At 73.5% G+C, this 16,999-nt stretch carries 12 protein-coding genes; 7 read left to right on the forward strand and 5 right to left on the reverse strand.

Annotated elements, in window-relative coordinates; genetic code table 11:
- Positions 1 to 82 precede the first annotated feature (82 nt).
- Entirely contained in the window at positions 83 to 2,602 is a 2,520-nt protein-coding gene (locus AC559T_RS19120) for a TIR domain-containing protein (RefSeq protein ID WP_498869612.1), read from the forward strand.
- 63 nt (positions 2,603 to 2,665) lie between these two features.
- Here the strand turns inward: AC559T_RS19120 and AC559T_RS19125 are convergent, their stop codons facing one another.
- Positions 2,666 to 4,072 carry a bifunctional o-acetylhomoserine/o-acetylserine sulfhydrylase gene (locus AC559T_RS19125; RefSeq protein WP_083390972.1) on the reverse strand — a complete coding sequence of 469 codons (1,407 nt, stop codon included), beginning with the start codon at positions 4,070 to 4,072 and terminating at the stop codon, positions 2,666 to 2,668.
- Positions 4,069 to 5,316 carry an isopenicillin N synthase family dioxygenase gene (locus tag AC559T_RS19130; protein WP_498869613.1) on the reverse strand — a complete coding sequence of 416 codons (1,248 nt, stop codon included), beginning with the start codon at positions 5,314 to 5,316 and terminating at the stop codon, positions 4,069 to 4,071. The genes AC559T_RS19125 and AC559T_RS19130 overlap by 4 nt, the downstream gene beginning before the upstream one ends.
- 197 nt (positions 5,317 to 5,513) lie before the next feature.
- Here AC559T_RS19130 and AC559T_RS19135 point away from each other — a divergent pair, with 197 nt between their 5' ends.
- The 3 genes from AC559T_RS19135 (at position 5,514) to metX (ending at position 8,632) form a co-directional block, all read left to right on the forward strand.
- Positions 5,514 to 5,606: a putative leader peptide gene (locus tag AC559T_RS19135; RefSeq protein ID WP_338045467.1), complete on the forward strand. Its 93-nt coding sequence runs from the start codon at positions 5,514 to 5,516 to the stop codon at positions 5,604 to 5,606.
- Between the two features lie 444 nt (positions 5,607 to 6,050).
- The gene (locus AC559T_RS19140; protein ID WP_498869614.1) at positions 6,051 to 7,346 is read left to right on the forward strand and encodes a bifunctional o-acetylhomoserine/o-acetylserine sulfhydrylase; all 1,296 of its coding nucleotides are present in this window, start codon (positions 6,051 to 6,053) and stop codon (positions 7,344 to 7,346) included.
- Complete coding sequence (gene metX / locus AC559T_RS19145) at positions 7,343 to 8,632, forward strand: homoserine O-acetyltransferase MetX (protein ID WP_498869615.1); 1,290 nt, start codon at positions 7,343 to 7,345, stop codon at positions 8,630 to 8,632. Before AC559T_RS19140 ends, metX begins: the two co-directional genes overlap by 4 nt.
- A gap of 24 nt (positions 8,633 to 8,656) precedes the next feature.
- Here the strand turns inward: metX and AC559T_RS19150 are convergent, their stop codons facing one another.
- A complete protein-coding gene (locus tag AC559T_RS19150) occupies positions 8,657 to 9,763 on the reverse strand; it encodes a cation diffusion facilitator family transporter (RefSeq protein ID WP_498869616.1) in 1,107 nt (368 codons plus the stop codon).
- 305 nt (positions 9,764 to 10,068) lie between these two features.
- Here AC559T_RS19150 and AC559T_RS19155 point away from each other — a divergent pair, with 305 nt between their 5' ends.
- Positions 10,069 to 11,856, forward strand: coding sequence for a sensor histidine kinase (locus AC559T_RS19155; protein ID WP_498869617.1), 1,788 nt, complete (start codon positions 10,069 to 10,071; stop codon positions 11,854 to 11,856).
- 59 nt (positions 11,857 to 11,915) lie between these two features.
- On the forward strand, positions 11,916 to 13,319 hold the full coding sequence (locus AC559T_RS19160) for a histidine kinase (RefSeq protein WP_112108950.1): 1,404 nt from the start codon (positions 11,916 to 11,918) through the stop codon (positions 13,317 to 13,319).
- Positions 13,320 to 13,387: 68 nt separating this feature from the next.
- On the opposite strand, the gene AC559T_RS19165 is transcribed toward AC559T_RS19160, so the two are convergent.
- Entirely contained in the window at positions 13,388 to 14,902 is a 1,515-nt protein-coding gene (locus AC559T_RS19165) for an MFS transporter (protein ID WP_071063121.1), read from the reverse strand.
- Positions 14,903 to 15,054: 152 nt separating this feature from the next.
- Between AC559T_RS19165 and AC559T_RS19170 the strand changes: the two genes are divergently transcribed.
- On the forward strand, positions 15,055 to 15,573 hold the full coding sequence (locus AC559T_RS19170) for a MarR family winged helix-turn-helix transcriptional regulator (protein ID WP_071063123.1): 519 nt from the start codon (positions 15,055 to 15,057) through the stop codon (positions 15,571 to 15,573).
- 34 nt (positions 15,574 to 15,607) lie between these two features.
- On the opposite strand, the gene AC559T_RS19175 is transcribed toward AC559T_RS19170, so the two are convergent.
- Positions 15,608 to 16,750, reverse strand: coding sequence for a DUF2637 domain-containing protein (locus AC559T_RS19175; RefSeq protein WP_498869618.1), 1,143 nt, complete (start codon positions 16,748 to 16,750; stop codon positions 15,608 to 15,610).
- Between the last annotated feature and the right edge of the window lie 249 nt (positions 16,751 to 16,999).

Below are 16,999 nucleotides of genomic sequence, written 5' to 3' on the forward strand. Positions count from 1 at the left end.
CGGCGCGGAACGGCACCGGTTATTCCCCCACTGTGTGCGAGCAGGTGATACTGACGTGTTCGCACGAGGGGGGAGACGTTGAATGGCGCCGCGGGCCATGGTGGAGCCGGTTGCCTTCCTGAGCTATGCGCACACGGACGACACCGGTCGCGGTCGTCTCACCAGGCTCAGGACGGATCTGGAACACGAGCTCTGCGAGCGCTCCGGCCGGGATATCAAGATCTTCCAGGATCGCAGCGACGTCGTAGCGGGTGACCTCTGGAGATCCACACTCGAGACCGGGCTGGGCAGGGTTCTGTTCCTGCTGCCGGTGGTGTCCCCCGCCTTCGTGGCCAGCGACGAGTGCCTCCGCGAGTTCACCCAGTTCCTGGCCCTGGAACGCGCCGAGCAGTCCAGGCGCGGCGCGCGCCGCCGGATAATCCCGATCTACTGGTCCGAGGTGGACCTGGCCGGGCTGCTCGCCGCCGCCGAGGAGAGCAGCGACCATCAGCGCGCCGCCATGCTCCGGGTGCTGCGCGACCGCCAGCACCATGCCATCAGGCCACTGCGCACCCTGCGCCCGAGCAGCGGGACGTACGTGCGGGAGATCGGCCGCCTGGCGCAGGTCATGGCGGACCGGCTGCCCCCGCCGCCGAGCCTCGGGAGCCGGCTGGCCGGGTCGGTATCCGTCCTCGCCCGCCGCCGGGGGGGCCGGTTGCGGACCGCCCTCGTCGGCCTGGTCACCGTCCTTGCGGTGCTGGTCTCGTTCGTGCTCTGGAACATCCTCGGATCCGGTGGCGGTGATGGCACCGCCGCCGGCCCGGGCACCGGCGGCCCCTGCGGCACGGCGGCGTTGGAGGTGGTGCGGTCGCGCCAGGGCGAGGCCATCCTGGGAAAGCTGCAGTGCATCGGTCTCCGTACCGGCGCGGACGGGGCCTTTACCGTCGCCGATCCGAACGCCGGTGACGGCGCGCCGGCCGGCCAGGGCGTGCCGGCGGGCGGGGAGGTGCCCAGCGACACCGAGCGGAGCATCGAGGCGGCCTGGCAGCAGATCGTGGCCGAGAACGAGCGGACCGAGCGGGCGGACCGCGAGCGCGGCGCATCGCCCGACTACCTGACGGTCGTGCTGGCCGGCCACCTGAGCTCCGGGGAACAGACGGACGGGCTCGACAACGTCGAGCTGCTTACCGCGCTGACCGGGATGCGGCAGTTCAATGCCGCGCACCGTGACGACCTGCGGATGCGGGTGTGGGCCGCGAACCTCGGCGGGGACGCGGAGTTCGCCGCGCAGGCCGGGGACAAGATCAGCGAGGCCGCCAGGGATGTCGGGCCGGTGATCGTCGTGGGGCTCGGCCAGACCCGTGACGACTCCGAGAAGATGATCAATAATGTCGGCCAGATGGACCTCGCCGGCAACACGGACGCCTTCTCAGGCGTGCCGATGATCGCAGCCACCCAGTCCGGGACGGATCTGACCGGGGAGCCCGGTTACTTCCGGATCGGCGGATCCGACGACCGGCAGGCCGAGATGGGGCTGTCCTGGGCGCCGCGGGGCCTGCTCCACCGGGTTGTGCCGTTCATCGTCTACGACGACGCGGATCGCTGGGGCCGGAGCATGCTCGATGCCTACAACCGGAAGCTGACCAGCCCCGAGTACAAGTCCCGGTTCGACGGCACCGCGTTCGAGACCCTGCTCGAGCAGCGGGTGATCGCCTACTCGACGGATCCCGACACCCCGAGACCGCTGGGTGACGTGCTGGCGGAACCGCAGGACAGGATCTGCGGGGACAACCCCGAGATAAACGGAACGGCGGTGACCGACGCACCCCGGCTCATCATCTATGCTGGGCGGACGGCAGAACTCCCCGAGCTGCTCAGCCTTCTCATGACCCTGCCCGCGAAGTGCCGGAGCAACGTCCACGTGCTGGGTGGCGACGCGCTTTCCGACCTGCGCGACGGGGATGCCTGGGACACCGTCCGGGAAATTCTCGAGAAGGACCCCGTCACCAGGCCGAAGCTCCTGTTCTCGGCTTTCGGCCCGGAGGAGCCGAATTCGGCGCGAAGGCTGCTCGAGAACGGTCTCATCGCCGACTTCGGCCCGGCCGAGAGCGAATTCCGCAGGGTCCGGGACCTTCTCCCGGAGGAGGACCGGCCCAGATTCGCGGAGTTTCCCGACTCGGCCGCCTGGGCCCTGTACGACGCCGTCACGCTCGCCGGGCAGGTCGGGCTGCGTGCCGGGTCGTGCCGGCGCGAACCGGCCGGGGACGGGTGCCGCGAGCTGCTGGACCGGGCGGACGCCGTCCGCGAGACGTCGCACCGCCGGCTCACCACCGGTTTCGACGGCTTCGACCTGTACGTCGCGCTCCGCGAGGTCTACCAGGGCAGACGCGGCTTCGTGGGGGTCACCGGGGTCGTGCACGACCCCGAGCCCGACCGCGCGCTCGACGTGCCCGACCAGGGCGGCGGCCTGGACCCGGCCGGGAAGCTGATGGTGGTCTACGAGCTCTCCGCGGAACCGTCGCGCGCGGTCATCACCGTCAGCTGTGCCATCCCGGACCCGCGCGCCGCGGCAGCGGCGAGCACGCGCTGCGACGGTCGGGAGGTCGGCCTCGGAGCGCCCTGACCCGCCCCGCCCGGGCGCCGTCGGGACGTCAGCCGACCGCGGGCGTCCCGACCGCCGGAGGTCTCAGACGGGGCCCGTGATCGCGCGGAACGCCCCGTCGAGGTCGGCGAGGATGTCGTCCACGCCCTCGAGGCCGACGCAGAGCCTGACCAGGTCGGCGGACACCCCGCTGGTGAGCCGTTCGTCCTCGCGCAGCTGCGCGTGCGTGGTGGACGCCGGGTGGATGGCCAGCGAGCGGACGTCGCCGACGTTCGCCAGGTGGCTGTGCAGCTCCAGCGCCTCGATGAACGCGGGCCCGGCCGCCGCCCCGCCGCGCAGGCCGAACGCGACCACCGCCCCGGTGCCGCGCGGCAGGTAACGCGCCGCCGCGGCGTGCCACGGGCTGGAACGCAGCCCCGGGTAGGCCACCCAGCCGACCTCGTCGCGCGCGGCCAGCCACTCGGCGACGCGCAGCGCGTTGGCGCTGTGCCGCTCCATCCGCAGCGACAGCGTCTCCAGGCCCTGCAACAGCAGGAACGCGTTCATCGGCGCCAGCGCGGGGCCGAGGTCGCGCAGCAGCCGCGCGCGGGCCCGCAGGATGAAGGCCGTCTCGGGGAAGGCGTCGAGGAACACCAGGCCGTCGTAGGCCGGGTCCGGTTCGGTGAACCGCGGGTAGCGCCCGTTGCCCCAGTCGAACCGGCCGCCGTCGACGATGATCCCGCCGATGGACGTCCCGTGCCCGCCGATGAACTTCGTGGCCGAGTGCAGCACGACGTCAGCCCCATGCTCAAGCGGGCGGGCCAGGTAGGGCGAGGCCAGCGTGTTGTCGACGAGCAGCGGTATCCCGGCCTCGTGCGCGACCCCCGCGACGCCGGCGATGTCGAGGACGTTCCCGCGCGGGTTGCCGATCGTCTCGCCGTAGAACGCCGCGGTGTTCGGCCGGATCGCCGCGCGCCAGGCGTCGAGGTCGTCCGGGTCGTCGACGAACGTGGTCTCGATGCCCAGGTCGGCCAGGGTGTGGCGGAACAGGGCGTACGTTCCGCCGTAGAGCGACGCGGACGACACCAGGTGGTCGCCGGCGGAGGCGAGGTTGAGGACGGCCAGGGTCTGCGCGGCCTGCCCGCTGGCTGTCGCCAGGGCGGCGACACCGCCCTCGAGGTCGGCGACGCGCTGCTCGAGGGCGTCCTGCGTCGGGTTCACCACCCGCGTGTAGGTGAAACCCGTCTCGGTGAGGGCGAACAGACCGGCGGCGTAGGCCGCGTCCGGGAACACGAACGAGGTGCTCTGGTAGATCGGCACCGCGCGGGCCCCGGTCGTGGGATCGGGGCGGGTCCCGGCGTGGATCTGCCGGGTCTCGAACGACCAGTCCGGCGTGCCCGCCGCCGGCCGCCCCGGCTCGCCTCTCTCGCGGGGCGCCGGCGTGACGGCCTTCTGGCCTGCCGGCGCGGCGGTGTTCTGGCGGGCCGGGGAGGCGCCGATGGTGTCGGTCACGCGCCGCCTCCGGCCGCCGGCGCCACGCCCGCCGGGGGTGCCACGCCCGCCGGGGGTGCCACGTCGGCGTAGTGGCGGCGGGCCACCTCGGGATGGCTGCGCAGCCAGCTCTTCAGGGTGTTCGTCCCGTGCTGGGCGAAGATCGGGTTCTCCGGGTCGGGTGGTTCGGCGTCGGGGATCTCCGCGAGGAGGGCGTCGGGCAGCGGCATGGGTTCGAGGGTGGCCGACAGCCGTGGCCCGAAGAAGAACGCCACGGACACCCGCTCGTGGCCTGGTGGTGGGCTCACGACCCGGTGGACGGTTGCCCGGTGGTAACGCCGGGTGGCCAGCTCGAACATCTCGCCGATGTTCACCACGAACGCGCCAGGCACTGCGGCGGCCTCGATCCACCCGCCCGCGCCGTCGGCGACCTGTAGGCCGGACGGGCCCGTGGGGGAGCGGGGGTCCGGGTGGGCGCTGTCCTGGCGGGCTGAGCGGACGCCGTCCTGCAGGACGAAGGTCAGGAAGCCGCCGTCCTTGTGCGCGCCGACGCCCTGGCCGATGCCTTGGTCGACGTTCTGGCCGTCCGCGGCGGCGTTGGGCTCGGCAGCGTCGTGTCCGGCAGCGTCGTGTCCGGTGGTGCTGCCGGCGGGGGTCGGCAGGTAGCGCAGCAGTTTCAGATGGGAGCGGGGCTCGGCGGAGAAGGTCGGGTCCAGGTGGTCGGGCGGCAGCCCCAGCGATTCGGCGAGCGCACGCACCAGCACCCGCGCGACGCGCCCAAGCTCGGCCAGGTAGGCGAGGGCGGCCACGCGCAGCTCCGGCAGCGCCGCCGGCCACTGGTTGGGCCCGTCCAGACGCAGGTAGGGCGGGTCGTCCGGCCCGAGGACGCGGGCCGGCCGCTCGTCGGAGATGTCGATCTGCTCGCGGAGGTCCGGCCTGCCCCGGGTTATCTCGTGCCCGAGGCGGGTGTAGCCGCGGAAGTGCGGGGAGTGGACGTTCTCGATCTCGAGTTTGGCAGCGAGCGGCAGGTCGAAGAACGCGCGGCTCACCGCGATGATCCGCTCCGTGAGGCCGGAAGGTACGCCGTGCCCGGTCAGCTGGAGAAAGCCCGGATCGCGGCAGGCCGCGCGCAGTGCGTCGAGGAAGTCCCGGCGGTCGGCACGGCCGTCCGGCGCGGTGTAGTCGCGCAGGTCGAGGACGGGGAGTCGCGCGGCACCCGCGCTCGCGGCGCGCGGACGAGCGGGGGAGTCGGGGGAGTCGGGCATGCGAGCCTCCCTGCTCCGGGCGGGATGCGTCGGCGGGACTTTACTCCCTTTCCCGATCGGAGAAGTAGTTTTCCGTAAAGGGCGAGGTCGTGGGTCCACAGGACGTTCGGTGTTGGGTTGGTGACACACAGGAGTGCGGCGTGGGACACGTTGGACGCGTGTTGTCGGCCCGGTATCCGGCGTGTTTCGGTTCGGGCATGTCGACTCCGCTGATGCTGGTGCGTCGGGAGTACATCGATCTGCTCCGCGTCACCTCGGCCGCCTGTACCGGCGGCCGGCCGCTCGGCTAGTTCCCGTCGGGCGAGCGCGACACCCCGCTCCCACGGTCCCACGCTCGCGCTGCTCCTGCGCTCCCACGCTCGCGCTGCTCCCGCAAGCCGCACGCATCCGTCCGGTGGCGCCCGCCGTCCCGTACATGTGGTCCGGCACCGCTGTGACCCGCACTGCGAGCGGGGCCGTTCGGCCGACGCGCTGCCAGGCCATGACCCGGCGGAGTGGTGCCGGTGCGGCGTGTATCCGCGCCATTCCGCTCCGGGCGGGGCATCCTTCTTCCGGCCCCGGGCCGAGGTGCCGAACGGCCACCCGGCCGCGACCAACGGATGTGCGCCGGGGGGCCGGCCAGGCCATGAGATGGGCGTGGCGCACCCCGTGAGGCCCCCCGTCCACGCCGCCGTCCGAGAACCACCCCGAACCAGGCTCCGCCGTACCACCACCGCCAGAGGGGGACTTCCGCCATGACCGAGTCGAACTGGTCGTTCGAGACGCAGCAGATCCACGCGGGCGCCCAGCCCGATCCGACGACCGGTGCGCGAGCCGTCCCGATCTACCAGACGACGAGCTTCGTCTTCCGCGACACCGACCACGCGGCCGCGCTGTTCGCGCTCGGCGAGCCGGGCAACATCTACACCCGGATCATGAACCCCACCCAGGACGTCTTCGAGCAGCGCGTCGCCGCCCTCGAAGGCGGGATCGGCGCGCTCGCCACGGCATCGGGGCAGGCGGCGGAGACGCTGGCGATCCTCAACCTGGCCGAGGCCGGCGACCACATCGTCAGCTCCGCGAACCTCTACGGCGGCACCTACAACCTGTTCCACTACACGCTGCCCAAGTTCGGCGTCTCGGTGTCGTTCGTCGACAACCCGGACGACCTTGACGCCTGGCGGGCCGCGGTACGCCCCGAGACGCGCGCCTTCTACGGCGAGACGATCGGCAACCCGCGCGGGGACGTCTTCGACACCGAGGGCGTCGCGGCCGTCGCGCACGAGGCCGGGATACCTCTGATCATCGACAACACCCTGGCGACGCCCTACCTGTACCGGCCGTTCGAGCACGGCGCCGACATCGTCGTGCACTCGGCGACCAAGTTCATCGGCGGCCACGGCACCTCGATCGGCGGGATCATCGTCGACAGCGGCCGGTTCGACTACGGCGCCAGCGGGCGGTTCGCGAACTTCACCACCCCCGACCCGAGCTACCACGGCCTGGTCTACTGGGACGCCCTCGGCCACGGCAGCTACATCGCCAAGACCCGGGTGCAGCTCCTGCGCGACCTCGGCCCGGCCGTCGCGCCGCTCAACTCCTTCCTGTTCCTGCAGGGCCTGGAGACGCTGTCACTGCGGATGGAGCGGCACAGCGCCAACGCCCAGCGGGTCGCCGAGTGGCTGCAGGCGCGCGACGAGGTGAGCTGGGTCGCCTACCCGAAGCTGGCCGGTTCGCCGTGGTACGAGCGGGCGAGCCGGGTCCTGCCCCGCGGCGCGGGCGCCGTGCTGGCGTTCGGTATCGAGGGCGGTGCGGCGGCGGGCCGGAAGTTCGTCGAGGGCCTGGAGCTGTTCAGCCACCTCGCCAACATCGGCGACGTCCGCTCGCTGGTCATCCACCCGGCGACGACCACCCACTCGCAGCTCACCGACGCCGAGCAGGCGGCGACCGGGGTCACCCCCGACCTGATCCGGCTGTCGGTGGGCATCGAGGGCATCGACGACATCCTCGCCGACCTCGACGCGGGCTTCCGGGCCGCGAAGTCCGGATGACCGACCAGCGTCAGGACGCCGCACCCGCCAGCCAGCCGGCGCCGCCACCCCGGCCACCGTCGGGTCCGCGGCCGGCACCGCCGTCGCCGTCGCCGCCGCCGTCGCCGTCGCCGTCGCCGTCGCCGTCGCCGTCGCCGTCGCCGTCGCCGTCGCCGCCGCCGCCGCCGTCGCCGCCGCCGCCGCCGGCGTCGGCGGCGTGGCGCCCCGGCGACCCGGTGGGAGATCGCCGGTTCGTCAGGTCGGCCGGCCCGCTGACCCTGGAACGCGGTGGTTCGCTGCCCGAGGTGACGATCGCCTACGAGACGTGGGGCACGCTCGCGCCCGACGCGGGTAACGCCGTGCTGGTGCTGCACGCGCTCACCGGCGACAGTCACGCCGCCGGCGGCGCCGGGCCGGGGCATCCGACCCCGGGCTGGTGGGGTGGGCTGGTGGGGCCGGGCGCCGTCCTCGACACCAACCGGTTCTTCGTCGTCTGCCCGAACGTCCTCGGCGGCTGTCAGGGCACCACGGGCCCGGCCTCCGCCGCGCCCGACGGACGTCCCTGGGGTGGCCGCTGGCCGGAGATCACCGTCGGTGACCAGGTCAGGGCGGAGGCCCTGCTGGCCGACGAGCTCGGCGTGGGCCGGTGGGCGGCCGTCATCGGCGGCTCGATGGGCGGGATGCGGGCGCTGGAATGGGCGCTGGCGTTCCCCGCCCGGGTACGGCGCGCCGTCGTGATCGCCTGCGGAGCGGCGGCGACCGCCGAACAGATCGCGCTCTACGCCACCCAGCTTGCGATGATCCGTGCCGACCCGAACTGGCACGGCGGTGACTACCACGACCGCCCGCCCGGGGCCGGGCCGCACGTCGGGCTGGGCCTGGCCCGGCAGATGGGGCAGGTCAGCTACCGCAGCGAGCGCGAGCTGGCCCACCGGTTCGGCAACGCGGTGCAGGCGGACGGCCGCTACGCCGCCGCGTCCTACGTCGAGCATCACGGGGCGAAGCTGGCGCACCGTTTCGACGCCGGCAGCTACCTCACGCTGACCGCGGCGATGATGAGCCAGGACGCCGGCCGCGGCCGTGGCGGCGTGCCAGCGGCGCTGCGGGCCTGCCCCGTCCCGGTGACGGTCGCCGGCATCGACAGCGACCGCCTCTACCCGCCGCGCCTGCAGGCCGAGCTCGCCCGCCACCTGGGCACCGAGCTGCGCCTCGTCCCCTCCGCGTCGGGTCACGACGGCTTCCTGCTCGAGACGGCCGCCGTCGGCAGGGTCGTCCGCGACGCGCTCGCCCCCGCCGCGACGTGCTGATCGCCCCGGGCGGCCTTCGTGCCGCTATCCGGCGGGTCCGACCTGATGGAGGTGGTGGGCCAAAGCCTCGTGCCTGCCGCCCGACGACGCGGTGGACGCGTGATCCGTGTGGACCGTCGCCGCGGTCAGTCGGGAGACGGCGTGGATCATGGAGTGCTCGGCCTCCACCGCGATCGCGTGCGCGTCGACGACGGTCAGGTGCTCGTCCACGAGGATGTCGGCCTCGGCGCGGAGTTGGTGGCCGATCCACCGCAGCCGCAGCGCGCCGACCCCGCGTACCCCGGCCGTCGCGGCCAGCGCGGCCTCCGCCGCGTCGACCAACCCGGGATCAACGGCATCCATCAGGCGCTCGTAGACCTCCCGGACCGCGTCCCGCAGCACCGCGAGGATCGCGACCGTGACCATGAGGCCGATCAGCGGGTCCGCCAGCTGCCAGCCCAGCCCGACCCCGCCGGCGCCGATCAGCACGGCCAGCGAGGTGAATCCGTCCGTGCGGGCGTGCAGCCCGTCGGCGACCAGTGCCGCCGACCCGATTCTCCGGCCTGTTTCGATCCGGTAGCGGGCGACCCATTCATTGCCGATGAATCCGAGCAGGCCGGCCACCGCCACCGCCGGCAGATGCGACACGTCCCGCGGATGGATCAGCCGGTCCACCGCCTCGTATGCGGCCACCCCCGCGGACGCGGCGATGACGAGCACCACCGCGATGCCGGCCAGGTCCTCCGCACGGCCGTACCCGTAGGTGAACCGGCGGGTCGCCGGCCGCCGGCCCAGCCAGAACGCGACCGCGAGGGGAAGCGCGGTCAGCGCGTCCGCGGCGTTGTGGATGGTGTCTCCGAGCAGGGCCACCGACCCGGAGAGCAGGACAACGACGAACTGACAGACGGCCGTGACACCGAGGATCACCAGGGAGTTCCGCAGCGCCCGTATCCCCGCCGCGGACGCGGCCTCCGCGTCCATCCGGCCGGACAGGCCGTGCGAGTGGCGGTGGGGGTGCGGGAGACGCAGCCGCTCCCAGCCGCGGTGCCGTGACCCGTGCCCGTGCCCGTGGACGGCGCCGCGCGAATGGTGTGCCCGATCGTCGTTCGCCGCATTTTCCGGAGCTGGATTCGGCGGGCTGAAGTCCTTCACGCGAATACCGTGACACGAAAACAATATTGCGGCTACAAGGCGGAAAGCCCGATGTCGCAGGTGCAAGCATTTCGCTTCTGCGACCATTCCTCTGGTGCGTCGGGGGTGGGCTCCGGGTGAGCGTCGTTGTGACCCCCAGTTGGTCGATCAGTCGTCCCCCGGCCGGGCGGTGCGTGATCCCCGGCGGCCGTGGCTGTCCGTGAGCGTGCGACGATCGCCACGCAGAGCGGCGGCTTCGGTGACCGCGCTGTGAACGCGTAACTGCACAGCCGCCCACGCCACGTGGCGGCCGGCGGAGGGGATCCGTGTCGACGATCGTGATCGGCCCGGCAACGGACCGCTGGGGCCGGTACCGGTTAGCGTCGGCGGCCCTCGCGCTCGGCGCGGTGGCGGGCGGTCTCGCCCTCGCCGCCGGATGGCCGTACTGGCGTGCCGAGCCCGCGGCGGCCGCGGTCAACGCCTTCGTGACCGGCGCGTTCGTCACCTCCGGGATCCTGCTCGCCAGCCTCGCCGCGCTGCGCCGCACCGGTCTGCTCGCCATCGCGGCCGGGCTGTGCTGGGCCGCCACCTGGCTGCTGTGCCGGGAGGTCGGACCGCTTCCGGCGATCGGCCTGTTCGCGAACGCGCTGTTCTTCGTCGTGCTCGGCTGGGGGGTGCTGCTCTACCCGGACGGGCGGCTCACCGGACGGGCGGACTGGTGGGCGGCCATGGCCACCACCGTGGCGTTCGGCCTGCTGGCCGTGGTGGCGATCATCGTGGCCGAACCGGAGTGGAACGGGTTCGCGCCGGAGGTCCGCTGGCCGTCCCTGCTGTCCGACGAGGCCGTGTTCGGGTTCGTCAGCGACCTCTACACGGTCGTCAACCCGGTGCTCGCGGTGGTGTTCGTCGGCCTGCTCGTGCGGCGCTGCGCCCGGCTCTACGGGCTGGAGCGCTCGCTGATCGCGCCCGCGCTCGCCGTGCTGGGCGTCGTCGTGCTCTGCCTGGCGGCGCTGTCACCCACGCTGGAGAACCACCGGCCTGGGCACGTCGCCGACGGTATCGCCGCGCAGGGCGCCGCGCTGGCGGTGTTCCCGCTCGCGCTGCTCGTCGCGATGGTGCGGCGCGCCGTCGCCGCGGCGACGGCGGCCGATCGCATGCTGCGTCTCGGCGGCGGCCCGGCGACGGTCGGCGCCGTCCGGGACGCGCTGCGCAGCGTGCTGCGCGACGGCACCGTGGACGTCTTCTTCTGGCTGCCCGAGGAGCATCGTTTCGTCGACGTCGACGGGGAGGCGGCCGACCCGGACGGGCGGCCGCAGGCCTGGCGCCAGGAGGTGACGGCGACCTCGGGGGAGCGGCTCGCGGTGGTGACCGGCGGGCCGCTGCTGCGTCGGCACGCACCGTTCACCGAGGCCGCGCTGCGGGCCGCGCGGCTGGCGCTGCAGAACGCGCAGCTCCAGGTCGCCATCCAGGCGCAGCTGGTGGAGACCCGGGCCGCCCAGCGGCGCGTCGAGGAGGCCGAGGCCGCCGAGCGCAACCGCATCGCGCGTGATCTGCACGACGGTGTGCAGCAACGCCTGCTCGCGCTGGCGATGTCGGCGAGTGCGGCGGAGTGGTCCACCGACGACGATCCGGACAGCACGGCATCGGTGTTCCGGGACATCCGGGCGGGGCTGCTGGCGGTGAACGCGGAGGTCCGCAACGTCGCCCGCGGTCTGGACCCGGAGATCCTGCGTACCGCCGGCCTGGCCGGGGCGGTCCGGGACGCGGCCGGCCGCCCGGGGCTGCCCGTGGACCTGCGCGTCGAGCTCACCGGCACCGCCCCCTACGGCGACCTCGCCGAGCGCACGGTGTACTTCGCGGTCTGCGAGGCGCTGGCGAACGCGGTGAAGCACTCCGGGGCCGGCGCAGTGTGGGTGCGGCTGACCGGCGGTGAGGCCCGGCTCGAGGCCGAGGTCCGCGACGACGGCCGCGGCGGCGCCGCGGCCGGCACCGCCGGGGGCCTGGCCGGCCTGCGGGACCGGGTCGACGCCGCGGGCGGCAGCATGCTGCTGACCAGCCCGCCCGGTGCAGGGACGACGGTACTTGTCAGCGTCCCCGTCGGCGGTGCGCGCTGACGCCGCGCCCGGGGCACATGGCGCACCCGTTGGCACGGTTGGTCCGGCGGGGGTGGGCGGTGGCGCGTCCGCTGCTGCCGGCGGTGGGCGCCGGTGCCGCGGTCGCCGCGGGGACGCTCTGCGCCGGCTGGCCCTACCTGCGTCACGAGCCCGCGCTGGCGGCGTTGAACATTCTCGTCGCCGGCTCGCTGACCACCGCCGGCGTCCTGCTGGCCGGGTCGGCGCTGCTGCGGCGCACCGGCGTCCTGCTCGCCGGGGCCGGTCTCGCCTGGCTCACGACGTGGACGATGAGCTGGGACACCGGCGTGCTGCCGCTGCTGGGCATCGCCGGCAGCTGCCAGTTCTATCTGCTGTTCTGCACCGCGCTGCTGCTCTACCCCGACGGGCGGTTCATCGGGCGGGCCGACCGGGCGATCCTGGTGCTGATGGCGATCGTGCTCGGGCCGCTGATGCTGTGGAGCATCCTCGCCTCGCGGCCCGAGTGGAACGGGTACGCCCCGGACGTCTGGTGGCCCGCGCCCCTGGCCGACGAGGACGTCTTCGGTGCGATCAGCGACGCGTACCAGGTGGTCAACCCGCTGCTCGCGGTCGGTTTCGCGGTTCTGCTGATCCGACGGCTCCGGCGGGTGCGCGGCCCGGAGCGCGCCGTCGCGCCGCTGGTGCTGCTCGGGGTGGGCGTGGCGATGGCCGGCGCGGCCCTGCTGGCACCGGCCATCGAGGCCGATGACCTGAGCCGGGTGCTGGGGGCGGTCGCGTCGCAGGGCGCTGTTCTGGCGGTGTTCCCGGCGATGCTGGTGGTCGCCACCGGCCGCCGCGTGCTCGGCGTGGCCACCGCCGCCGACCGGGTGCTCCGTCTCGCCGCGCCGGCGACCGTGCGCAGCGTCCGCGACGCGCTGCGTGCCGTCCTGCACGACCCGACGGTCGAGGTGTACTTCCGGTTGCCCGGCGGCGCGGGGTATGTCGACGTGGACGGCCGGCCGGCCGTCGCCCCGGTGGAACCGCGTGGTCCCCGCTGGACGCGCGACGTCCGCACCCGGGCCGGCGAGCCGCTCGCCGTGGTGACGGGTGATCCCGCGCTCGGCCATCACGGTGCGTTCACCGACGCGGCGCTGCGGGCCGGGCGCCTCGCGCTGGAGAACGCCCAGCTGCAGGTCGCCGTCCGGGCCCGGCTGGTCGAGACGCGGGAGGCGCACCTGCGCGAGGCCGACGCGCAGGCCGCGCAGCGCCGCCGGATGGCCCGCGACCTCCACGACGGGATGCAGCGGCGGCTCGCCGAGCTCGAGCGGGCCGCCGCCGCGGCCGAGGACGCTGCGGCGGCCGACCCGGTCGCGGCGCGGACCGTGCTGCGGGGGCTGCACGAGGGCCTGCTCGCCGCGAACCAGGAGGTCCGCGACCTGGGGCGTGGCCTGAGCCCGCGGGACGGCACCCACGCGGCCCCGGCGCGCTCCCGCTCCGCCGGCTGATCAGCCCGGCCAGCCGGAGCCGATCAGCCGGCCGGCCAGCCGAAGGGCTGATCGGCCGGCAGACGCGATCAGCCCGCGTGGACGGGCACCCCGTCGACCGCGGGGACGTCGTCCCGGCCCGCACGGACCAGCAGGATCACCGCGACCAGGGCGATCCCCACGAGCCCGGCGCTCCATACGAACGACGTGGTGTAGCCCTCGATGGCCGCCTGCCGCTGCGCGGCCGCGCCGGTGCCGTGCGAGCCCAGGTAGTCCGAGACCGCCGTCGCGTACACGGTGTTCAGCAGCGCGACGCCGAGTGACCCGCCGACCTGCTGGGTGGTGTTGACCAGCGCGCTCGCCACACCGGCGTCGTGGTCGGCGACCCCCAGCAGGGAGACGCTGGACATCGGGACGAACGCGAGGCCCATCCCGAGGCTGATCAGGATCTCGGCGGGCAGGACGTGGCCCGCGTAGCTGGAGTCCGCCCCGATCTGGCTGAGCAGGACCAGCCCGCCGGCGGCCAGCGCGGTGCCGATGATCATCAGTATCGTCGGCCCCACCCGGGGGAGGAACTGGCTGGCCAGACCGGCCGAGAGGATGATGCCCGCGCTGAACGGCAGGAAGGCGAAGCCGCTGCGCAGCGCGCTGTACCCGAGCGTCGACTGGAAGTAGAAGGTGAGGAACAGGAACATCGCGAACAGGCCGCCGCCGATGAGTAGCGACGCCAGGAAGGAGCCGCCTCGGTTGCGTTCCAGCGGCACGCGCATCGGCAGCAGCGGGGCGGCCGTGCGTGTCTCGATCACGACGAACACCGCGAGCAGCGCCACCGCGCCGGCGAGCAGGCCGATCGTGGTCGCCGAGCCCCAGCCGTCGTCGGCCGCGACGGTGAACCCGTACACGAGTGCGAGCAGGCCGGCGGTGACGGTCACCGCGCCGGGGATGTCGTAGCTCGGTGTGCCCTCGGCCTTGCTCTCCCGCACGATGGGCAGCGCGGCCGCGGCGGTGGCGAGGGCGATCGGGACGTTGACCAACAGGCACCAGCGCCAGGACGCGTACTCGGTGAGCAGCCCGCCGACGATGAGCCCGATCGCCGCGCCGCCACCGGAGATCCCGCCGTAGACGCCGAAGGCGCGGGCGCGCTCCTTGCCCTCGGTGAACGTCACGGTGATCAGGGAGAGTGCCGCCGGGGCGAGGAGCGCCGCGCAGGCACCCTGCAGGGCCCGGGCCGCGAAAAGGAACTCGGCGTTGGGAGCGGCGCCGCCCAGCGCCGAGGCGGCCGCGAAGCCGACCAGGCCCCAGATGAAGATCCTCTTGCGTCCGAGGAAGTCGGCGATGCGCCCGCCGAGCAGGAGCAGGCCGCCGAACGCCAGGGTGTAGGCGGTCATGACCCACTGCCGGTTGGCGGTGGAGATGCCCAGGTCGCTCTGGGCGTGCGGGAGGGCGATCGTCACGATCGACGCGTCGAGCACGACCATGAGCTGGGCGACCGCGATGATGCTGAGCGCCAGCCAGCGTCGCGGGTCGAGCTGGCTACTCGCCCCTGGTGACCCGACCGCGGCGGGCGGGTGCCCGTCGCCGACGACGTCGGTGGAAACGGTCACGGAAGATCTCCTCGTGTCCGGTGGTTGCTGTCAGTCGAGGTGGTCACCGGGAGTGGCCCGGCATCTGGTTCGCTGTCGAATAGTACGCGGCCTGATAGTACAGGCTCGAATTATTTCTGGTCGAACCATCGATGATCAAATAAGCTCGGTGCATGGACGGCGGTACGGACGCGTGCATCAGTGGGGCGGAGCCCGACCAGATCGACGGCATCGTCGAGCAGTGGCAGAGCGAGCGCCCCGACCTTGATCTGAGCGCGATGGGGATGTTCGCCCGGATGAAGATGTTCATCGCCGGGCTCACCGCGAGCATGGACGACGAGCTGGACAAGCACGGCCTGACTCCCGGCGAGTTCGACGTGCTCTCCACGCTGCGCCGCACCGGCCCGCCGTGCGTGCTGATCCCCTCGCAGCTCTCCGCGTCGCTGATGATGTCGCGGGCCGGCATCACGAACCGGCTCGACCGGCTGGAGGCCGCCGGCCTGGTGAAGCGCAACCTGGATCCCGACGACCGGCGCAGCTTCCGGGTCGGGCTGACCGACAAGGGCCTCGCCGTCATCGACGACGCGCTCACCGGGCACGCCGCCAACATCGCGCGGCTGGCGAACCACCTCACGGCTGAGCAGCGGGAGCAGTTCGACCAGGCGCTGCGCGTTCTGCTGCGCGCCCTCTAGTCACTGCGGGGGCGCGGCCAACGAACGGCGGGCGTCAGCCCCCGGTCGTCCTCGGTGCCACGAGCGGCCGGTCGGGCGCCATGCCGCGCCGCCGCCCGCGGCTGGCGGGATGGGCACGGTGGGTGGGCATGACCAGCGGCCCGGTCTGCACGTCGGCGTGCCGGGTCTCCTTGCGCACCTGGTACACCCAGCTCTTGCTCACCGTGATGCCCCACCGGCCGAGCAGGGTGACCGCCGCGGTCGCCGAACCGCCGGTCTCGTCCAGCGCGCGAATGATCGCCTCGCGCTTCACCGAGGAGTCCACGGTGTCCACTCCGCCGGCGGAGCCGGCCCCGGCCGTGGACGCCGGCCCGTCTGTCGGGACGGTTGCCGAGGCGCCTGTCGGGACGGCCGGGCCCGGCGCAGGCGTCTGCCCGGGTGCCGGGTCGAGGGCCTGGGTCGTCGCGGGGGCGGGCGTGACCATGGGTGCGGTCACCGAGAGGTCGACCACCGCCACCGCGCTGTCGGCCACAACGTTGTCGGCCACAGCGTTGTCGGTCGCCGCGGGAGCTGTCGCGGCGGGAGCGGGGGTGCCAGCCGGGAAGTCGCCGCCGACGGCGGGCATCCGCTGCCGCTGCGGCGGAATGGACCCCGGCGCCGGAACCGGCTGCCCACCGCCCGGCTGCCCACCGGCAGCTGGGCCATCAGCCTGGGGATCGACAGCCGGGACGTCGGCCGGCGCCGCGGCGGCGGCCTGCTGGCGGGCTGTCCGCCGGCTGGTCGGGTGGATCTGGCGCATGAGCAGCTCGTACGAGCCGAGCAGTGCCAGCGGAGGCCAGCCGGCGATGATCCGGGCTGCGGTGGTCGGCTCGGCGTGCAGGACGTTCGCCGCCAGTGACGCGCACGCCCCCAGCATCAGCAGTGTGTAGGACAGCCAGGACCGCCGCCGGCCGGCCCGCCGGTCGGCCAGCATCGTCATCGACGCGGCCACGATCAGCCCGTCCACGCTGAACGGGAGAACGGCCGAGGTCATCGCGTCCTCGCCGTACTGCAGGGCGACGCCGCGCATGTGGCGGTAGGAGACGAAACCCGCCACGGCCGCGACCGTGGCCACCGCGATCACGGTGGTGATCCGGATGGCCCGTTCCGCCCGGCCTCCGGCCCGCCGAGCCTCCTGCGCCGGACGTCCGTCGACCACACCGATCACCTTTTCAGCCCGTCAATAACAGCCTGGAACCTCTCGACACAAACCATCGCACACAAGACGGAAGTCGCGAACGGCGCGTACGGTTCTTATGCACCGTGGTGCCGGTGTGGGGCTCCAAAGGGTGACCGTCAGGTTTCCCTGCGGAACTCCGCGGGAGTACCTGTTCCAGCGACCGCCCGCGGCGTCTCCCGCGAGCCTGTACGAGCATCGTGACCAGCAGGTTTCCGTGCGGGGTCCGGG

It is taken from the genome of Frankia sp. Hr75.2, from assembly GCF_949319125.1.
GTDB classification, from domain to species: domain Bacteria; phylum Actinomycetota; class Actinomycetes; order Frankiales; family Frankiaceae; genus Parafrankia; species Parafrankia soli.

Bases quoted from the DNA above. Each gene is read 5' to 3' on its own strand.
- AC559T_RS19170 (WP_071063123.1), top strand. From the start codon at position 15,055: ATGGACGGCGGTACGGACGCGTGCATCAGTGGGGCGGAGCCCGACCAG.
- AC559T_RS19130 (WP_498869613.1), bottom strand. From the start codon at position 5,316: ATGCCCGACTCCCCCGACTCCCCCGCTCGTCCGCGCGCCGCGAGCGCG.
- AC559T_RS19140 (WP_498869614.1), top strand. From the start codon at position 6,051: ATGACCGAGTCGAACTGGTCGTTCGAGACGCAGCAGATCCACGCGGGC.
- AC559T_RS19120 (WP_498869612.1), top strand. From the start codon at position 83: ATGGCGCCGCGGGCCATGGTGGAGCCGGTTGCCTTCCTGAGCTATGCG.
- metX (WP_498869615.1), top strand. From the start codon at position 7,343: ATGACCGACCAGCGTCAGGACGCCGCACCCGCCAGCCAGCCGGCGCCG.
- AC559T_RS19135 (WP_338045467.1), top strand. From the start codon at position 5,514: ATGTCGACTCCGCTGATGCTGGTGCGTCGGGAGTACATCGATCTGCTC.